Source organism: Borreliella valaisiana VS116, from assembly GCF_000170955.2.
Lineage (GTDB): Bacteria > Spirochaetota > Spirochaetia > Borreliales > Borreliaceae > Borreliella > Borreliella valaisiana.
In genome coordinates this window covers 393,375-413,407 of the sequence record NZ_ABCY02000001.1, presented here as the reverse complement: position 1 = coordinate 413,407, position 20,033 = coordinate 393,375, and the positions used below count along the sequence as shown (strand labels likewise).

Sequence of the window (20,033 nt, the reverse complement as noted above, 5' to 3'; positions counted from 1 at the left end):
TAAATAGTACTAAATTTTTTTGTAAATATAAACTTTAGAGTTACAATTGTACTTGTGTTGTTATGTTGCTTATAGGTGTTTTTGGGGGTTGTTTGTATAAATATCCTGATTTTGTAGATACAGATTTAGATTCGAGATTGCCAAATATTTTAACTTTAGAGGAGCATGATAAGCAATTTTTTACTAAAGATTTTTATAAAAATCTTATTTCAAGTAGCAAAGAAATTGGTCTTAAGCTTCATAAAGTTTTAGTAGATTATTTAAATCCGCAGTCAGAAGAGGTTGATAGGGTATTAAAATATAATCAAGTGATTAATATTTATTGGTCTTTTCTCAGATCAATTGCAAAAAACATTTCAAAATTGACTATGGAGCAGAAAATTTTATTTAGATTTGCTGCTCTTATTCCAAATGCGCTTGGATCTGAAATTCAGCTATTGATTTCAAAAACTATTTGGGACAATCATTACAATGAGTCTTTTATTTATTTTGATGAGTGGCTTTATGGGGTTAATAGTTTTAAGCTTAGTAGATTGGCAACAGATTTGCCAATGGATAATTTTAAAGAAGAAGATATGGAAAAAATTTTACTTAATAAAAGAGAAAAACTTCTGGCAAATATTGATTTTGCAAAGAGCAGTCTTAAAAGAACTGATAAGATTAGGGAAGAAGCTCTTTATAAGTTAAAAAGTATGTTTGGATTTTTATTTTCAAGTAATAGTCAAAATGATATACCCTATATGTCTGAATACGGAGTGCGAAGTCCTTATGCCAATTCGATTTTAAAGCCTTTGAATTTTGCTGGTGATTATGTTGATGATCTTATTAAATCAAATAGAGATATCAATGTTTTTATCAATAAAATTGAAGATGCTAACAGAGAGCTTTTTGAAATTCAAAATAAAATGAATAATATTGGAATGTCTGTTGAATCAACTATTGCACATGATGAAGTTGAGGTTATCAGAAGTGCCAATAAACTTGCAATAGGGCCAAGAGGCAATCATTTTCCGATTCTTTTGAGAAATAATGTAGTTGCTAACCCCCAATTTTTTGGAAGTAGAGAAAGAATTATGCAGCTTGTTTGGGAAATTGAAGATATTCAGCCCAAACTTTTTCAAAAAGCGTATAGAGGAGATTTGCTTAGAGTGGTTCCTTATTTTATATTAATACCTTCTTATGGTGATAAAGGGATTTGTTGGGAATCAATTGATGTTAAGAATAGAGCAAATGGTAGGGGTAAAATATTGATACCTATGTATGCTAAAAACTTAAGAAAAGCGGTTATTTTAGGTATTGCTGATTTTGTTTGGGAGCTTGCAAAAGAACAAGCTTCTTTTAGGTGGATGGAAACAGGAATTACAGGTCAATATTACGATTATTATGTTAAATTTATTAAAAAAGGAAATGTTAAAAATTTTTTTCTTGAAGATTATTTTCTTTGGATAGAAAAGGAAAGTAAAGGAATTCAAAAGCTTGAAAAAATGGTACGTGGCATAATGTGGAGAAATTTGCCCTTTTCTAAAAATTTAAAAGAGGCACTTGCTAAAAAATCTTTTATATACAAAGATCTTATTGATAAAGATAAAAATATTCAAATATCTGATGGATATTAAATTTATTTTCTATTTTGCTAAAATTTTGACTATTTCTCTGTTTTTCAGCGCCTTAAGTTCTTTTTTGTAATTGTCGTCAATGTAAATTTTTTTCTTTTTCAGAGATTTAATTAATTTTATATTTTCTGTTTCTATTGCGGCTTGCATTGGTGTTTTTCTATTTTTAAGGGTTAAACTTAAATCAGCACCGCTTTCTTTTAAAAATTCAAATGCTTTTTCGTTATTAGTATATATTGCCCAAAATATTGGAGAATGTTCAGTATCATCTATTTGATTAAGGCTTATTCCATAATCTACCAATATTTTTATTATTTCAAATTCATTGTTTATTATTGAAATGGAAATTGGAGATATTTTATGTTTAAAGTTTATTTCTGCTCCAAGATTAAGTGCAATTAAAACCCCTTTTTTATTGTTGAAAAAAACAGATATTATAAAAAGATCATTTTTAATATTTTCTAAATTTTGTAAGGTTTTTTTGTCGTGTATATTTATTGAATTTATAATTTTATTTAAAGTGTCTTTATTGCTTTGATATTCTTTACTATTGAAAACATATAAATTTTTTTGCAATTCTTTTACTATTGAAGTACTTGTATCGATACTTGTTGAATTTAAATTTATTATTATTTGTAATAACAGTAAAAGTATAATGATTTTTTTTCCCATGTTTTGCGAGTTTTGTATTCCTTTAGTAAAGTATCTAATTTTAGATGATTGCTTTTTTAACATGTATTAGATTAACACCTATTATAGGTTATTATAAGATTGTTTTTCAATGTTTTTATGGTTAAAATTGGCAATTGTGAAATGATTTTTGCCTATTTTTTAAATATTAGGTATTTTTATACTAAATTATAAATATAGGTTTTAGTTTTGATGTTTTTGTGTTGGTATTAATATAAAATCTGGTCATATTAAGTTTAAGTTAGTATTTATAAAAATTTTGATAATTTTTATAAATTGGAGTATGTATTTTATTGTGTATAGTTTATGTTTATATTGTAAAATATTCTTATGAACCTGTTGGCTAAAATTGTTCAATTCGTTTTGATTTTGTTTTTATTTACTTCTTGCAAACAAAAACAAAGCGAGATTCAAAATCTTACTCATCTTTTAAAATCTTCTAATAAGAATGGATTAGATAAATTCCTTATTATTGATAGGGTTGTTAATATATATATTGCAAATAAAAATTATGAAAATGCTTTAGAAATTGTAAATAGTGGAATTATTGATGATGAATCTAGAGAATATTATTCTTTGTATCTTTATTTAATGGGTAATATTTATGATTCTATGGGAGAAGATTTTGTAGCTTTTAGTATTTACAGGCATGTTGTTGACAGTTTTGATGATTATGTTTATGAGAACTGTTCGGTGAAAACAAGAGTGGCTAAGAAGATTGTTAATTTAAATATTGATCCAATCGATAAGATCAATTATTACAAATTTATATTAAATATAGGGATTGATGATTTAAGTAATGAGGAAAAGGGTAATTATTTTTATAATCTTGCATTAAGTTTAGAAGATATTCAAGATTATGATGAATCTTATTTTTACTATAAAAAATTTCTTTCAATTCCAAGGTCACATTTAAAAATAGATTCTAGAGACTATTTTAATGTCGTTACAAAAATTAATTACTTTAATAATCCAGAATTTGTTGTTTATAGAAATTTGGGGGATTTAATCCAAGATGTTAAAAATTTTGTTCTTTCTGGGAATACTTCTAAATTACTTAACATAAGAGATAAGAATAACTTTTTTATTCAAAGCTGGGATCAAAAAGGTGGTAAAAGTAATTCCATTAATACTAACAGCTTTTTAACCACGATGATTAGGCTTGGGGGAAGAAGGAAAAACGGAATACAATTTGCAAAGCATCTTGAGGCGGATTCTAGTGATGATATATCTTATCTTGAATCAAGCGGCTGGGATCATATTCGGGAATGGTATTTTGTTTTTAAAAGAATTGTTTATCCTAAAGATCCAGAAATTAATAATGGTTGGACTTGGATAGGTGTATATTTAGGTAAAAAATAATAGGAAGGAGATAATGCATTTTCTTAAGTTTCTTTTTAGTTATTTATTTCTACTTTATTCTAATGTTTCTATAATAAAAGATGAAGTTACCGAGACAAGTGTGCATAGAATAATTGATTGGGATAGAAAGGTTATTTGTTTTGACATTGTTAAGGAAATTAATGAAAATGAATTTAGACCAGTAGGTTTAAATACAGCGTCTAAATTAATATCAACCATTAATGATTTTAAAGATACGTTAATAAGAGAGTCTCTTTTTAAGATAATTATGGACTCTGAAAATACTTTTAAGAATTATTTTGACCTAAATCCCAGCTTAATACTTAAGTTTTCAGGTCCCAATAGTATTTTGAAAAGATCTTATATAAAATATTCAGAAGATTTAAGAAGTCTAACTGTTAGGTATGAGCTAAGTCTTTTCCCTGATTTTATAAATTTATTTTTTTCGCATGAAAAACCCTATAAAGCTTTTTATCCATTAGTAAATTCTGATGTTGATAAAACTGATTATACAGGAATTGTGATTTATGTAGGCGAAGTCTACAATGATGCTTTTGGTTCTAAAAAATTAGAAGACTCTTTTTTTATCAAAATTTATGATGAAAACATTAGACCATATTTTGATAAAAGAATGGTTTCTTCAGAGGCTTTGAAAAAATGGGGAATGCTTGAATATAGTAATGATGTTCTTTATAATAATAAAAATAGAGTTGGATATCGTCCTTTAAAATTAGTTGCCAAAAGTATTTATGGTAAAAACAATACAGACATTATACTTGATGAGTATTCTATTAATAAGTTGTTTTCAAATAGCAATAACATTAAACTTTTACAAGATGGAAAACTTGTTGTAATAAAGTAATAAAATTAAACTTAGTACTTGTTTTTTTCCTAACAATCAATTAAGATAATAAAGAGTTTTATAAGGAATTAGTGCCCTTATAGCTCAGTTGGTAGAGCACCACCATGGTAAGGTGGGGGTCGTCGGTTCAAGTCCGATTGAGGGCTTTTATTGGTAGTTAGGAGTTTTATTGTATGGGTAAAAAGAAGGGTAAAGGAGCTGTTGAGCTTATATCTTTGATTTGTGAAGAAACAGGAATTAGAAATTATACCACTACTAAGAATAGACGTAATAAACAAGAGAAGTTAGAATTGATGAAATATTGTCCAAAATTACGGAAACACACTCTTCATAAGGAAGGAAAAATAAAATAATAATAAATAATAATAGGTCAGTAGTTCCAACGGTAGAACGACAGTCTCCAAAACTGTATGCTGGGGGTTCGAATCCCTCCTGACCTGTTGTTAAAATTAAAGTGAGGCTTTATAAGTGTTTAGGTTTATCAAAGATAGTATTTTGGAGCTTAAGAAGGTAACTTGGCCTAAGTATAATGAAGTTGTTGAAAATGGAAAGCAAGTTTTTTGGTTGGTATTATTTGTTTCAATTTTCTTGGGGATAGTTGATTACCTTATGTTTCTTGTTGTAACTTATGTATTTTAATATAAGAAGGATAAATTATGTCTAGAGCTTGGTATGTAGTTCAAACTTATTCTCAATATGAAAAAAAGATAGAGCAAGACATAAGACTTTTAATAAGTGAAGGTGTTTTTGGTGGTGTAGTATTAGATGTTAAGGCTCCTATTGAAAAAGTAGAAGAGATAAAAAATGGTAAGAAAAGAATAAGAGAGAGAAAAATTTGGCCAGGCTATATTCTTATTGAGCTAGATCTTCCAGAAGTAGGTTGGAAAGATATTGTTGCTAATATTATTAAAGTTCAAGGTGTTATTAGTTTTGTTGGTGTTAACAAGGGGCAAAAGCCTATTCCTATTAATGATGAAGAAGTAAAAAGTGTTTTTATGCTTACTGGTGAGATTAAAGCAAATAAATCTATTTTTATGCTTTATGACTTTGAAGAAGGAGAAAGAGTTAGGATTAAGGGCGGGCCTTTTGATTCCTTTGAAGGGCTTATTAGTTCTATTGATTATGAAAGAAAGAAATTAAAAGTTGCAGTTCAAATTTTTGGAAGGTCAACACCTGTTGAAGTTGATTTTCAACATATAGAGAAGATTTAAAATTTGATACTAATGGGAGCTTTGAAGGCGTTATTACCATAAGGAGATTATATGGCAAAAAAAAAAGCAATTTCTTGGATTAAATTGCAGGTTCCGGCTGCTCAAGCGACTCCAGGAGCCAAAATAGGTCAAGCGCTTGGACCCCACGGAGTTAGTGGTCCTCAGTTTGTAAAGGAATTTAATGAGAGAACCGCAAAGATGGAACCCGGCATTGTGGTTCCTGTTATCATTACTGTTTATAGTGACAAAAGTTTTTCCTTTATTATAAAGTCCCCCCCAGCTTCGATTTTAATTAAAAAAGCTATTGGAATAGAATCAGGGTCTAAGAAATCCAATACAGATAAAGTTGGAACTATATCAAAAGAAAAGTTGATGGAGATAGCAAAAATTAAAATGCCTGATTTAAACGCAAAATCAGAATCTGCAGCGTTTAAAATTATTGCAGGGAGTGCGCGTTCAATGGGCGTTGAGGTGGAAAAATAATGTCAAAAAAGGGTAAAAAATATATTGAAGCTTTTTCCAAAGTAGATAGAAGTAAATTTTATAACATTGAAGATGCAATTTCACTATTGAAAGAAATTAAATTTGTTAAATTCGATGAAACTATAGATATATCTATTAACCTTAATTTAAAAAAGAATCATACTGTTAGAGACACTATAGTTTTGCCAAATCAGTTTATGAAACCAAAAAGAATACTTGTTTTTGCAAAAGGTGATCGAGCAGATGAAGCTAGAGCTTTTGGTGCAACTTATGTTGGAGATGATGATCTTATAAATAAGATTAAAAGTGGCTGGGATGAATTTGATGTTGTTGTTGCAACTCCTGAAATGATGAAGGATGTTGGAAGACTTGGCCCTATTTTAGGGAAAAGAGGTTTAATGCCCAATCCAAAGACTCAAACAGTCACAAATAATCTTAAAGATGCAATCAATAGTCTTAAAAAGGGTCGGACAGAATTTAGAGCAAATAAAAATGGCGTAATAAGCTTTTCTTTTGGTAAATCTTCTATGGACAATGAAAAGATAAAAGAAAATTATGAGGAATTTATCAAGGAAGTTGTTAAAAAAAGACCGAGTGACTTAAAAGGAGCTTTTATAGATAGTATTTATATTTCATCTACTATGGGGCCTTCTATAAAAGTTAATTTTGTTTGGAGGTAACAGTATGAGCAGAAAGATAAATTCTAAAAAGTTGGAAATGTTTGATTTATTGAAAAAGTTTATAGACAATAAGCAAAATCTTTTTTTCTTAGATTACAGAGGTTTGAGTGTGTCTCAGTTGACAAATCTTCGCAATAAAATAGAATGCGAACATGGAGCCTTAAAAGTTGTTAAAAACAATATAATGAAGATGGTTTTGAAAGAAAAGAATATTAATGTTGTGGATTCTTGTTTGGTTGGCCCTACAGTTGTTGTTACTGCATTAGAAGAAGCTAATGTAATAGCAAAAATTTTTTATGATTTTGTAAAAAGCAGTACTTTAAAAGTAAAGGGCGGTTTTATTTTAGGAGAGTTTTATGATGAGGCTAAAGTACAAGCTTATAGCAAACTTCCTACCAAAAAAGAATCTATTTCTTTATTTGCTAGCGTGTTAAAGGCGCCAGTTTCTAGGCTTGCAAGAACATTGAAAGCTTTGGCTGATGTTAAAAATTAACATGACAGTGTTAGTCTTAATTTTTGAGTGCATGCTATCACTGTGGAATAAAAATATATAAGGAGTTAATATGGCACTAAATAAAGAAGATATTTTAACCTGGCTTGAAGGTGCAAAAACTATGGAAGTTGTTGACCTTGTAACGGCTATTGAGGAAAAGTTTGGAGTAACTGCTGCTGTTGCTGTTGGTGGTGGTGGAGCTGCTTCAACAGGCTCAACTGATTCTGAGGAACAAACCGAATTTGATGTAATTCTTATGTCTTTTGGTAATAGCAAAATAAATGTTATAAAAGAAGTTAGAGCTATTACAGGGCTTGGTCTTGGAGAAGCTAAGGCTTTAGTTGAAGCTGCTCCTAAAGCTATTAAAGAGGGTCTTTCTAAGTCAGATGCTGAGGAATTGAAAAAGAAACTTGAGGCAGTTGGCGCAAAAGTTGAAGTTAAATAAAAAATTAAAAATATATCAAAGTTGTTATTCCGCATGTCTTTATGATATGCGGCTTGTTATGTCTTAAAAAAGGAGTCTTTTAATGATAAAAAGAGTTCATCTGGGACAAGGAAGAGCTGAGGAGATTTTAGACTTACCTAACCTGATAGAAATACAATTAAATTCTTATGAAAAATTTTTACAACTTGATAAATTAAAAAATAAAAAACCTTTACTTAATGAAGGCCTCGAGTCTGTTTTTAGAAATATATTTCCCATCAAGAGTGGAAATGGTGATGTTGCTCTTGAGTATGAAAGATACTATATAGAAAACGATGCCCTTGATTTTACAGAAAAAGAATGTAAAAGAAAGGGTCAAAGTTATGAAGCTGTTTTAAAAGTAAGACTAAATTTGCAATTTTTGGCTACTGGGGAAATAAGACAAAAAGATGTATACATGGGAACTATTCCTTTAATGACAGAAAGGGGTACTTTTATTATTAATGGGGCTGAGAGAGTTGTTGTTTCTCAGATTCATAGGTCTCCAGGGGTTGTTTTTTATAAAGAAAAGGATTTATATTCTGCTAGAATAATCCCTTATCGTGGTTCTTGGTTAGAATTTGAAATTGATTCTAAAAAAGATTATCTTTATGTAAAGATAGATAGAAAAAAAAGAATACTCATAACCTTTTTTTTAAGAGCTTTAGGGTTTGATACGAGAGAAAAAATAATAGAAACTTTCTATAATATTAAAAAAATTAAAGTTGAAGATGACACAAAAAGAGATCTTCCAGGTAAATATTTAGCCAAGAGTATTAACATAAGAGAGAATATGTATTATAGAGCAGGAGATAAGATTACTCTACAAGATGTTGAAGATTTTTTACAAAATGGAGTAAATGAAATAGAGCTTGTTGATTTTGATGGCTATAATGATGTTTTTGGAAAGTATTTTGTGAGCTCAAATGTTATTTTAAATTGTCTTGAGAAAGAGGATGCTTTTTTTGCTTTAAAGGATGGTTCTAAAGAGCTTCCAAAAGAATCGGTTATGCTTGCTGTTTATGGTGCACTTTTTCCTGGTGAGCCAATATCTATTGATAATGCTGAAAACGATTTTAAAACTATATTCTTTTCTGAAAGAAGATATGATCTTGGGCGTGTGGGACGATATAAACTTTCTAAAAAATTTGGATTTGACGATTTGAGTACATCGGTTTTAACTATGAATGATATTGTTAACACCATATCTCATCTTTTGAGAATATATGAAGGGCATGATATTCTTGATGATATTGACCATCTAGGAAATAGGAGAGTACGTTCTGTTGGAGAGCTTCTTACCAATATATATAAAGGGGCGATGTCAAGAGTTGAAAAAATTGCTAAAGATAGAATGTCTAACAAGGAAGTTTTTAATCTAAAGCCCCAGGAATTAATAAGCGTTAAACCTATTGTATCTGCTGTTAAGGAATTTTTTGCAACCAGCCAGCTTTCGCAGTTCATGGATCAGGTCAATCCTTTGGCCGAACTTACTCATAAAAGGCGTCTTAATGCTCTTGGACCAGGGGGACTTTCAAGAGATAGAGCAGGATTTGAAGTAAGAGACGTCCATTATACTCATTATGGAAGAATGTGTCCTATTGAAACTCCCGAAGGGCCAAATATTGGACTTATTGTTTCTTTAGCCACTTATTCTAGAGTTAATGATTATGGTTTTTTAGAAACCCCTTATAGAAAGGTTGTTAATGGAGAGGTAACTGACGAATTAGAATATTTATCTGCTATTGACGAAGAAAAAAAGTGTATTGCCCAGGCTAATGCTGCTTTTGATTCTAATGGAAAATATCTTGAAGATCTGGTTTCTGTTAGAATTTCTGGTGATTATACCACAACAAATCCTAAAAATATAGACTATATGGATGTCTCTCCTAGGCAGTTAATTTCAGTATCTTCAGCGTTAATTCCTTTTCTTGAGCACAATGATGCAAATAGGGCGCTTATGGGTTCTAATATGCAAAGACAAGCAGTACCTCTGCTTTTTCCCAAACCTCCGATTGTTGGCACGGGTATGGAAAGTGTTGTTGCAAAGGATTCGGGAGTGGTAATTAAGGCTAAAAGAAGTGGGGAAGTTATTCTTGCAACAAGCAATAAAATAGTTATTAAACCTTTTGAATCAGAGAATGCTAAAGATTTAGATGAATATCAGATTGTTAAGTATGAAAGAACAAATCAAGATACTTGCTTTAACCAATCTGTTTTGGTTAAAGAGGGTCAAAAGGTTGAAAGGGGTGAGATAATAGCTGACGGTCCTGCTACTAGATATGGGGAGCTTGCTCTTGGTAATAATTTATTGCTAGGAGTTATTCCTTGGAATGGATTTAATTATGAGGATGCTATATTAATTTCTGACAGAATTGTAAAGGAAGATCTTTATACATCTATTCATATTAAAGAATTCAGCATAGAAGTAAGAGAAACTAAACTTGGTCCTGAGAAAGTCACAGGAGATATACCGAATGTTAGCGAAAAGATACTAAACAAATTAGATGAAAATGGAATTATACGGATAGGAACTTATGTAAAACCTGGCGATATTCTGGTCGGTAAAGTTACCCCAAAGTCGGAAGGAGACATTACTCCCGAATTTAGACTTTTAACTTCTATTTTTGGAGAAAAAGCAAAAGATGTTAAAAATAATTCATTAAAAGTTCCTCATGGTACCGAAGGTACAGTTATTGATGTTCAAAGAATTACTAAAGAGGATGTTGGCAATCTTTCTCCTGGAGTTGAAGAGATACTTAAAGTTTATGTTGCTAAAAAAAGGAAGCTTAAAGAGGGTGATAAAATGGCTGGTCGACACGGTAATAAGGGTGTTGTTGCAAAAATCCTTCCTGTTGAAGATATGCCTTACCTTGCAGATGGAACTCCTCTTGATATATGTTTAAATCCTTTAGGAGTGCCGTCTAGAATGAATATTGGGCAGTTAATGGAATCGCAATTAGGTCTTGCTGGTAAATATCTTAATGAATCTTATAATGTTCCTGTTTTTGAATCTGCTACAAATGAACAAATTCAAGAAAAATTAAAGAAAGCTGGATTTAATCCAACTTCTAAAGAAATTTTATATGATGGTTACACAGGAGAACCTTTCGAAAATGAAGTAATGGTTGGGGTGATTTATATGCTTAAACTGCACCACCTTGTTGATGATAAAATGCATGCAAGATCAACAGGGCCATATTCTCTTGTTTCTCAACAACCTCTTGGAGGAAAAGCTCAATTTGGTGGGCAAAGACTTGGGGAAATGGAGGTTTGGGCTCTTGAAGCTTATGGTGCGGCTCACACTCTTCAAGAACTTTTAACAGTTAAATCTGATGATATGTCAGGCAGAGTCAAAATATATGAAAATATAGTAAAAGGCATTCCTACTAATGTATCAGGGATTCCCGAGTCTTTTAATGTGCTAATGCAAGAGCTTAGAGGACTTGGACTTGATTTATCAATTTATGATGATAATGGGAATCAGGTTCCTTTGACAGAAAAAGAAGAAGAATTGATTAATAAAAGCTAGGTTTTTGGAGTTTTTATGAAAGAGATAAGAGATTTTGAAAAAATAAAAATTAAAATAGCATCTCCTGACCAAATTAGAAATTGGTCTTACGGAGAAGTTAAAAAGTCTGAGACTATTAATTATAGAACTTTGAGACCCGAAAAGGATGGACTTTTTTGTGAAAGGATTTTTGGTACTACAAAGGAATGGGAATGTTATTGTGGTAAATTCAAGTCAGTTAGATATAAAGGCATTATTTGTGATCGTTGTAATGTGGAAGTTACTCATTTTAAGGTGAGGCGTGAAAGAATGGGGCATATTGAGCTAGCAGCTCCGGTTGCCCATATTTGGTATTACAAATATATACCCTCTAGAATTGGTCTTTTGCTTGACATTACAGCATCTAGTTTAAATTCTATTCTTTATTATGAAAAATATGTAGTAATTGAACCGGGTGATACTGATCTTAAAAAAATGCAGCTTTTAAATGAAGATGAATACATAGAGGCTAGAGAGCGATATGGTATGTCTTTTAATGCTTCGATGGGAGCTGAAGCTATTAAAACTCTTCTTGAAAATCTTGATCTTGATGAGCTTTCATCTAAGCTTAGAGTTCAAATGATAGATAAAGATGATAAAACTGATAAAAAACTCTTAAGACGTCTTGAAATTATTGAAAATTTTAAAATTTCTGGTAATAAGCCAGAATGGATGATTATGGAGGTTCTTCCTGTTATTCCTCCAGAAATTAGGCCGATGGTTCAGCTTGATGGAGGACGCTTTGCAACATCTGATCTTAACGATCTTTATAGAAGAGTTATAAATAGGAATAATCGTTTAAGGAAATTGCTTCTTCTTAATGCGCCAGAGATTATTGTGAGAAACGAAAAAAGAATGCTTCAAGAATCAGTAGACTCTTTATTTGACAATTCTCATAAAAGGAAGGTTGTCAAGGGCTCATCTAGCAGGCCTCTTAAGTCGCTTTCCGATGCGCTAAAAGGTAAGCAAGGAAGATTTAGGCAAAACCTGCTTGGTAAAAGAGTCGATTATTCTGGTCGTTCTGTGATTGTTGTTGGACCTGAGCTAAAGTTACATCAATGCGGATTACCTGCAAAAATGGCTCTTGAGCTGTTTAAGCCTTTTGTTATAAGAAGGTTAATTGAGAGTGAGGCTGTTTTTAATATTAAAAGAGCAAAAAATTTGATTGAACAAGAAGTTGACGAGGTATGGCAAATTTTAGATCTTGTTATCAAAGAGCACCCTATTCTTTTAAATAGGGCACCTACTCTTCACAGACTTGGAATTCAGGCTTTTGAGCCTGTGTTAGTTGAGGGTAAGGCAATAAAATTGCATCCTCTTGTTTGTCATGCATATAATGCTGATTTTGATGGTGATCAAATGGCAGTGCATGTACCTCTTACTCCGTCAGCACAAGCTGAGAGTTGGGCTTTAATGCTTTCAACAAATAATCTTTTAAATCCCGCTAATGGGCACCCTATTGTTTTCCCATCTCAAGATATTGTTTTGGGTTTATATTATTTAACAATGGAAAAAAAGAATGTTGCTGGAGAAGGTAAAAAGTTTTTAAACTTTAACAATGTTATTCTTGCTATAAATAATAGGAGCCTAGATTACAATGCTTCTATTTATGTAAAAATTGATGGTGAATACAAAAAAACTACAGCTGGTAGGGTTATATTTAATGAGGCTTTGCCCAATGGAATTGAATTTGTAAATAAAACTCTTAGTGATTTGGAATTACAAACTTTAATATCAAAAGTTTATGTAGTTCATGGTTCTTCTACTGTAATTGAAATGCTTGATATTATCAAGGAGCTCGGCTTTAGGTATGCCACTAAGTTTGGGTGCACAATTAGTATGAGTGATATTATTGTGCCCGATGAAAAGAGAACTTATGTAGACAGGGCAAATAAAGAGATTGCTAAAATTCAAAATGATTATGCCAAAGGTGTTATTACTGGTGAAGAGCGTTATAATAATGTGGTTTCTGTTTGGTTAAAGACAAATGAAGAACTTACTAATAAGATGATGGAAATTTTGAAGAAAGACAGAGATGGATTTAATGTCATATATATGATGGCAGATTCTGGTGCTAGAGGTAGTAGAAATCAAATAAGGCAACTTGCTGGTATGAGAGGATTGATGGCAAAAACTTCTGGGGATATTATTGAGCTTCCAATTATTTCTAACTTTAAAGAAGGTCTTTCTGTGATAGAGTTTTTTATATCTACAAATGGAGCGAGAAAGGGTCTAGCAGATACTGCTCTTAAGACAGCTGATGCTGGGTATTTAACTCGAAGATTGGTAGACATTGCTCAAGATGTTGTTGTTAGAATAGAAGATTGTGGGACCATAAACGGAATAAAAGTTGAAACTGTAAAAAATGGTGAAGAAATATTAGAATCTTTGAAAGAAAAAGCTGTTGGGAGTTATTCTATTGAAAGAATAAAAAATCCAATTACCGGTGAGATTGTTTTGGATGCAAATGAAGAAATATCAGAAGCTAAAATAGAGTTATTAGAGAAAATCGGTATTGAAAAACTTGTTATTAGATCTGTTTTAACATGTGAAGCTGAACATGGCGTTTGTCAAAAATGTTATGGTAGAGATTTTTCAAAGAACAAACCTGTTAACATTGGTGAAGCTGTAGGAATAATTGCTGCTCAGTCCATAGGTCAACCAGGTACTCAATTGACCATGAGAACTTTTCATATTGGTGGAGTTGCCCAGGCTGGCAGTGAAGATGATAAAATATCTTTAAAGAATGCTTTTATACTTAATGGCATAGAAGGTTTTAATGTTCAGGTTAACAATGGAATTCTTTTCACAAGAAAAGGAACTTTAAAAATAATCAATGTTTTTTATGAGGAAACAATTAAGAACATAAAAGAGATTAAAGTTTTAGATTCCCAAAGAGTAATCAAAGGAATCCCTTTATTTATTAATAAAAAGGGTGTAGAGATTCTCTCTTCTTATATTGGTTATGTTAAATTAAGAGACGATAAATTTTTCATAGTATCAGAAGAGCAAGAGGTTGCCTTGAAAGCTGGCACAAAGCTTGAAATAGAGGTTGGTGATTATGTTGAATCGGGCAAAGTTATTGGTACATTTGACCCATTTGCAGAGCCCATTATTGCAGAGGTTAAAGGTAAAATTAAATTTAAGGATATTATCTTAGGAACAACTCTTAAGGAAGAGATAAATACTGAAACAGGAAATGTTGAGAAAAGAATTACAGATAATGTTTTTGAATCTCTTGATCCTAGAATTTTTATTGTTGATAGTAGTGGTATGGAGGTTGCATCTTATGTATTACCAGGTGATGCTTATCTTCAAGTTGAAGATGGTCAGAATGTTAATATAGGAGATGTTATAGCTAAACTTTCTAAAGGCTCTGAAAAAACTCAGGATATTACAGGGGGATTACCCCGTGTTAATGATCTTTTTGAAACAAGAATCCCTAAGAATTTAACCGAAATGGCTAAAGTAAGTGGAATTGTACAATTTAAATCAATTCAAAAAGGTAAAAGACTTATTAATATTTTAGATGAGTATGGGGTTGAACATAAGCATTATATTCCGGCCGGCAAGCATCTTTTAGTTAGAGATGGGGATGTTGTTAAAGCAGGAGATATGCTTTGTGATGGTAGAATCAATCCTCATGATGTACTTGAAATTTTAGGTGGAATTAGTTTGCAAGAGTTCTTGTTAGCAGAAATTCAAGATGTTTATCGAAAACAGGGTGTTAGTATTAATGACAAACATATTGGTGTGATAATTAAACAAATGATGAAAAAAGTTAAGATTGTAGCGGTTGGTGATACTAATTTTGTTTATGGACAAAAGGTAGATAAGCACACTTTTTATGAGCAAAATAGAAAAGTAATCGAACAGGGTGGTGAGCCAGCAATAGCAAGTCCTATTCTTATAGGAGTAACTAAGACGTCTCTTAATATAGATTCTTTTATTTCTGCAGCTTCTTTCCAGGAAACAACGAAAGTATTAACAGATGCTTCTATTGCTGGTAAAATAGATGATCTTAGAGGATTGAAAGAAAATGTTGTAATTGGGCATTTAATTCCTACTGGAACTGGTATGGGACTTTATAAAAAGATTAAAGTTAGTGAAAATATCGATTCTAAAGTTTAACTTGAAAATAAGTGATATATTTGCTACCATTTTATTAATAATATCGAGAAAAGGAGAGCGTTGATAAATGCCTACAATTAATCAATTAATTAGAAAGCCTAGAAAAAGTCAAACGGAGAAGACCGCATCTCCTGCGCTTCAAAATTGCCCTCAAAGAAGAGGAATTTGTACGCGTGTAATGACCGTAACACCCAAAAAGCCTAATTCAGCTTTAAGAAAAGTAGCACGTGTTAGACTTTCAAATGGGTTTGAAGTAACAGCATATATTCCAGGAATTGGTCATAATTTACAAGAACATTCCGTGGTTTTAATTAGAGGTGGTCGAGTTAAAGATTTACCTGGAGTAAGGTACCATATTGTTCGAGGAGCCAAGGATACTCTTGGTGTTAATAATAGGAAAAAGGGTAGATCTAAGTATGGAACAAAAAAACCTAAAGCTTAACTGGAAGGTGGGTTAATATTAAATATGTCAAGAAAAAATAAAAAAATCAAAAAGAAAATTTTTATTGATACCAGGTATAATTCTAGAATTGTTGCAAAGTTTGCAAACAGGATGATGTATGATGGAAAAAAATCAATAAGCGAGAATATACTTTATAGTTCGATTGATTTGCTTGCTGATAAGCTTGAAGATAGTGATAAAATGGCTGTTTTTTATAAAGCTTTAGATAATATTAAACCGTTGGTAGAAGTAAGAAGTAGACGAGTGGGTGGTGCTACATATCAAGTTCCTGTTGAAGTTAGAGAAGAGAGAAGAGAGGCTTTGGCTATGAAGTGGATTATTTTTGCTGCTAGAAAATCTAGTGGTAAGTCTATGAAGGAGAAGTTGTCAAACGAACTTTTAAATGCATATAATTCTACTGGAGCTGCCTTTAAGAAGAAAGAAGATACTCATAGAATGGCTGAAGCAAATAAAGCTTTTACTCATTATAGATGGTAAAAAGACACCTTAAAAAAAGGTGTCTTTTTTTTGCTTATATATTGTGTATTATTAGGGCTATTTTTTGTATTTATTTTATTAAAGTAAGGAGGGTATTTTTGTGTTAAAAAGAATTTATTATTTATTATATTTATTATTTATTATTTCTTGTTCTGGCTCTGATGATGGTAATTCAGAATCAAAAACAGTTTCGCTTATAGTTGATGGTGCTTTTGATGATAAAGGATTTAATGAAAGTTCTTCTAAGGCGATAAGAAAATTAAAGGCAGATTTTAATATAAATATAATTGAAAAAGCATCTACAGGTAATTCTTATTTGGGAGATATTTCAAATTTAGAAGATGGTAATTCAAATTTGATTTGGGGAATTGGATTTAAATTGTCAGATACTCTTTTGCAAAGAGCTCATGAGAACGTTTCCATTAGTTATGCAATCATAGAAGGGGTTTATAATGAAATTCAAATACCCAAAAATCTTCTTAATATTAGTTTTAGATCCGAAGAGGTGGCTTTTTTAGCAGGATATTTTGCGTCAAAGGCTTCTAAAACAGGTAAGATTGGATTTATTGGAGGAGTGAAAGGAAAAGTTTTGGAATCTTTTATGTATGGATACGAAGCTGGTGCTAAGTATGCAAATTCCAATATTAAAGTGGTCTCTCAATATGTTGGCACATTTGGAGACTTTGGACTTGGTCGTTCAACAGCATCTAATATGTATCGAGATGGGGTTGATATTATATTTGCAGCCGCAGGGCTTTCTGGTATAGGAGTAATTGAGGCTGCAAAAGAATTAGGGCCTGATCATTATATTATTGGAGTCGATCAGGATCAAGCATATCTTGCTCCTAAGAATGTTCTTATTTCTGCTGTAAAGAAAGTTGATTCATTGATGTATAGTTTAACAAAAAAGTATTTAGAAACTGGAGTTTGGGATGGGGGCAAGACCATTTTGTTTGGGCTTAAAGAAGATGGGCTTGGTTTGGTTTTAAATGAAAATTTAAAATCAGAGTATTTTGAGATTTATGAAAAATCATTGAAAATTGGGCAAAGCATAATTAATGGTATAATAAGAGCGCCTTATGACAAGGTATCTTATGATAACTTTGTTTTGCAAATAGAAAATTAACTTGATTTGTATGGGGGACACTTGTTAAAAATGTTTTTAATTTTTGTAATTTAATTTAGATTAATCTTGTAAAAGGGTTTAAATTTGGATACCATGGTGATGTAGGAAAAAATAATTTTTCCTACCACCGTGTTTTTATTAATACTAAAAGTATTATTTGTTTTTTTAAGGTTTATTAGTATTTTATATTTTATAAATAAAGAATACTACTTGTTAGTAAAGTAAAGTTAATATTTTGATTTTAAAAAATTTAAATTTTTTAAGTAAATTTTGTAAGGAGAGGATTAATTTTGTTTAAAAGATTTATTTTTATTGTTTTACCTTTATTAGTATTGGCTTGTTTTAAATCTAATAAAAAGTCTATTAAATCTGATAAAGTTGTTATAGGTGTTTTGGCTAATGGTAGCTTTCATGATAAAGGCTATAATCAAAGTGTTCATGATGGTGTTGTAAAACTTAGAGATGATTTTGGAGTAAAACTTATAACTAAATCTTTAAGGCCTTACCCTATTGAGGGTAAAAGACTTCTTACTGTTGATGAAGCAATGACAGAAGATGCTTATGAAATTCAAAAAAATCCTTTAAATCTTTTTTGGTTGATTGGATACAAATTTTCCGGTTTGTCGGTTAAGCTTTCGTATGAACGTCCAGATATTTATTATGGGATTATAGATGCTTTTGATTATGGTGATATTAAGGTTCCTAAGAATTCTTTGGCCATTAAGTTTAGAAATGAAGAGGCTGCATTTTTAGCTGGATATATTGCTGCTAAGATGAGTAAAAGGGGAAAGATTGGATTTTTAACAGGCCCTGTAAGCGAATATTTAAATGATTTTAAGTTTGGTTTTAAGGCTGGAATTTTTTATGCTAATCCCAAATTAAGATTAGTTTCTAAAAAAGCACCCTCTCTTTTTGATAAAGAGAAAGGCAAAGAAATGGCTCGGTTCATGTACAAAGAGGATAAAGTAGGTGTTATTTTCCCAATAGCCGGTATAACTGGGCTTGGAGTTTTTGACGCTGCTAAGGAACTTGGACCTAAATATTATGTTGTTGGTTTAAATCAAGATCAATCGTATATTGCGCCTCAAAATGTTATTACTTCAATACTTAAGGATATTAGTAAGGTTATTTATTCTGTTTCATCAGATTATATAAAAAACGGAGTTTTTAAGGGTGGAGTTGTTATTGATCGAGGATTAAAAGAAGGAGTAATAGAAATTGTTAAGGATCCTGATGTTTTAAATAATAGACTAGTCGATGAAATTGTTGATCTAGAAAATAAAATAATAAGTGGAGAAATTATTGTTCCTGATAGTGAGTATGCATTTGATTTATTTAAATCAAAGTTATAAACTACTTAGGTATAACTTTATTTGAAAAGGAAAATATTTTATGAGTAAATTGTTGTTATTAATTTTGTTTGAAAGTATTATTTTTTTATCTTGTAGTGGTAAGGGTAGTCTTGAGGGTGGAATTCCTAAGGTTTCTGTAATAATTGATGGAACTTTTGATGATAAATCTTTTAATGAGAGCGCTTTAAATGGTATAAAAAAGGTTAAAGAAGAATTTAAAGTTGAGTTTGTTTTAAAAGAATCTTCATCAAATTCTTATTTATCTGATCTTGAGGGGCTTAAAGATACAGGCTCAAATTTAATTTGGCTTATTGGGTATAGATTTAGCGATGTAGCCAAGGTTGTTTCTTTGCAAAATTCAGAAGTGAAATATGCAATTATTGACCCTGTTTATTCTAATGAGCCTATTCCTGCGAATTTAGTAGGTATGACTTTTAGAGCTCAAGAAGGCGCGTTTTTGACAGGTTATATTGCTTCAAAAGTTTCTAAAACAGGTAAAATTGGGTTTTTAGGGGGAATAAAGAGCGAGATAGTAGATGCTTTCAGGTATGGGTATGAAGCCGGTGCTAAGTATGCCAATAAAGATATAAAAATATTTACTCATTATATTGGTAGTTTTGCCGACCTTGAGGCTAGTAGAAGCATTGCAATTAAAATGTATTCTGATGGGATAGACATTATTCATCATGCTGCAGGTCTTGGAGGGATTGGTGCTATTGAAGTTGCAAAAGAACTTGGTTCTGGGCATTACATTATTGGAGTTGATGAAGATCAATCATATCTTGCTCCTGATAATGTTATTACATCTTCAACTAAAGATGTTGGTAGAGCTTTAAATATTTTTACATCTAACTATTTAAAAACTAATACTTTCGAAGGTGGAAAATTAATAAATTATGGCCTTAAAGAAGGAGTTGTAGGGTTTGTAAGAAATCCCAAGATGATTCCCTTTGAACTTGAAAAAGAAATCGATAGTATTTCTAGTAAAATAATCAATAAAGAAGTTATTGTTCCATATAATAAAGAAAGTTATGAAAAATTTCTTAAAGAATTTATTTGAATAAACAATCAATATAT

18 protein-coding genes and 2 tRNA genes are annotated in these 20,033 nt (G+C 31.0%); 19 read left to right on the top strand and 1 reads right to left on the bottom strand.

Features of this window, described 5'->3' with window-relative positions; translation table 11 throughout:
- The first annotated feature begins 62 nt into the window (after positions 1 to 62).
- The gene (locus BVAVS116_RS01970) at positions 63 to 1,616 is read left to right on the top strand and encodes a hypothetical protein (RefSeq protein ID WP_006068824.1); all 1,554 of its coding nucleotides are present in this window, start codon (positions 63 to 65) and stop codon (positions 1,614 to 1,616) included.
- A 9-nt stretch (positions 1,617 to 1,625) separates the two neighbouring features.
- On the opposite strand, the gene BVAVS116_RS01965 is transcribed toward BVAVS116_RS01970, so the two are convergent.
- Positions 1,626 to 2,285 carry an ankyrin repeat domain-containing protein gene (locus BVAVS116_RS01965; RefSeq protein WP_051008158.1) on the bottom strand — a complete coding sequence of 220 codons (660 nt, stop codon included), beginning with the start codon at positions 2,283 to 2,285 and terminating at the stop codon, positions 1,626 to 1,628.
- A 348-nt stretch (positions 2,286 to 2,633) separates the two neighbouring features.
- Between BVAVS116_RS01965 and BVAVS116_RS01960 the strand changes: the two genes are divergently transcribed.
- The 18 genes from BVAVS116_RS01960 to bmpA all read left to right on the top strand — a co-directional run bounded on the left by BVAVS116_RS01960 (position 2,634) and on the right by bmpA (position 20,016).
- Positions 2,634 to 3,665, top strand: a complete 1,032-nt coding sequence (locus tag BVAVS116_RS01960; RefSeq protein ID WP_006068862.1) for a hypothetical protein — start codon at positions 2,634 to 2,636, stop codon at positions 3,663 to 3,665.
- A 13-nt stretch (positions 3,666 to 3,678) separates the two neighbouring features.
- Complete coding sequence (locus BVAVS116_RS01955; RefSeq protein WP_006068395.1) at positions 3,679 to 4,527, top strand: hypothetical protein; 849 nt, start codon at positions 3,679 to 3,681, stop codon at positions 4,525 to 4,527.
- A gap of 73 nt (positions 4,528 to 4,600) precedes the next feature.
- A tRNA-Thr gene (locus BVAVS116_RS01950) sits at positions 4,601 to 4,673 on the top strand.
- A gap of 27 nt (positions 4,674 to 4,700) precedes the next feature.
- Complete coding sequence (gene rpmG, locus BVAVS116_RS01945) at positions 4,701 to 4,880, top strand: 50S ribosomal protein L33 (RefSeq protein WP_002556991.1); 180 nt, start codon at positions 4,701 to 4,703, stop codon at positions 4,878 to 4,880.
- Positions 4,881 to 4,894: 14 nt separating this feature from the next.
- A tRNA-Trp gene (locus BVAVS116_RS01940) sits at positions 4,895 to 4,967 on the top strand.
- A 28-nt stretch (positions 4,968 to 4,995) separates the two neighbouring features.
- Positions 4,996 to 5,166 carry a preprotein translocase subunit SecE gene (gene secE, locus BVAVS116_RS01935; protein WP_011600998.1) on the top strand — a complete coding sequence of 57 codons (171 nt, stop codon included), beginning with the start codon at positions 4,996 to 4,998 and terminating at the stop codon, positions 5,164 to 5,166.
- 17 nt (positions 5,167 to 5,183) lie between these two features.
- Positions 5,184 to 5,738 carry a transcription termination/antitermination protein NusG gene (gene nusG / locus BVAVS116_RS01930; protein ID WP_006068800.1) on the top strand — a complete coding sequence of 185 codons (555 nt, stop codon included), beginning with the start codon at positions 5,184 to 5,186 and terminating at the stop codon, positions 5,736 to 5,738.
- Positions 5,739 to 5,789: 51 nt separating this feature from the next.
- Positions 5,790 to 6,221 (top strand): 50S ribosomal protein L11, encoded by a 432-nt coding sequence (gene rplK, locus BVAVS116_RS01925; protein WP_006068486.1) that lies wholly within the window; start codon positions 5,790 to 5,792, stop codon positions 6,219 to 6,221.
- A complete protein-coding gene (gene rplA, locus BVAVS116_RS01920; protein ID WP_006068609.1) occupies positions 6,221 to 6,901 on the top strand; it encodes a 50S ribosomal protein L1 in 681 nt (226 codons plus the stop codon). Before rplK ends, rplA begins: the two co-directional genes overlap by 1 nt.
- 4 nt (positions 6,902 to 6,905) lie before the next feature.
- Positions 6,906 to 7,394 (top strand): 50S ribosomal protein L10, encoded by a 489-nt coding sequence (gene rplJ, locus BVAVS116_RS01915; protein ID WP_006068281.1) that lies wholly within the window; start codon positions 6,906 to 6,908, stop codon positions 7,392 to 7,394.
- A 70-nt stretch (positions 7,395 to 7,464) separates the two neighbouring features.
- Entirely contained in the window at positions 7,465 to 7,839 is a 375-nt protein-coding gene (rplL, locus tag BVAVS116_RS01910) for a 50S ribosomal protein L7/L12 (protein WP_006068229.1), read from the top strand.
- Positions 7,840 to 7,921: 82 nt separating this feature from the next.
- Complete coding sequence (rpoB, locus tag BVAVS116_RS01905) at positions 7,922 to 11,389, top strand: DNA-directed RNA polymerase subunit beta (protein ID WP_006068482.1); 3,468 nt, start codon at positions 7,922 to 7,924, stop codon at positions 11,387 to 11,389.
- 15 nt (positions 11,390 to 11,404) lie between these two features.
- Entirely contained in the window at positions 11,405 to 15,538 is a 4,134-nt protein-coding gene (rpoC, locus tag BVAVS116_RS01900) for a DNA-directed RNA polymerase subunit beta' (RefSeq protein WP_006068389.1), read from the top strand.
- A gap of 67 nt (positions 15,539 to 15,605) precedes the next feature.
- Complete coding sequence (gene rpsL, locus BVAVS116_RS01895) at positions 15,606 to 15,980, top strand: 30S ribosomal protein S12 (protein WP_002656492.1); 375 nt, start codon at positions 15,606 to 15,608, stop codon at positions 15,978 to 15,980.
- Between the two features lie 24 nt (positions 15,981 to 16,004).
- Positions 16,005 to 16,478 (top strand): 30S ribosomal protein S7, encoded by a 474-nt coding sequence (gene rpsG, locus BVAVS116_RS01890; protein WP_006069008.1) that lies wholly within the window; start codon positions 16,005 to 16,007, stop codon positions 16,476 to 16,478.
- A 100-nt stretch (positions 16,479 to 16,578) separates the two neighbouring features.
- Positions 16,579 to 17,604, top strand: a complete 1,026-nt coding sequence (gene bmpD, locus BVAVS116_RS01885) for a nucleoside ABC transporter substrate-binding protein BmpD (protein ID WP_006068274.1) — start codon at positions 16,579 to 16,581, stop codon at positions 17,602 to 17,604.
- 290 nt (positions 17,605 to 17,894) lie between these two features.
- Positions 17,895 to 18,956 carry a nucleoside ABC transporter substrate-binding protein BmpC gene (gene bmpC / locus BVAVS116_RS01880; RefSeq protein ID WP_006068745.1) on the top strand — a complete coding sequence of 354 codons (1,062 nt, stop codon included), beginning with the start codon at positions 17,895 to 17,897 and terminating at the stop codon, positions 18,954 to 18,956.
- A 40-nt stretch (positions 18,957 to 18,996) separates the two neighbouring features.
- The gene (gene bmpA / locus BVAVS116_RS01875) at positions 18,997 to 20,016 is read left to right on the top strand and encodes a nucleoside ABC transporter substrate-binding protein BmpA (RefSeq protein ID WP_006068882.1); all 1,020 of its coding nucleotides are present in this window, start codon (positions 18,997 to 18,999) and stop codon (positions 20,014 to 20,016) included.
- Positions 20,017 to 20,033: the final 17 nt, after the last annotated feature.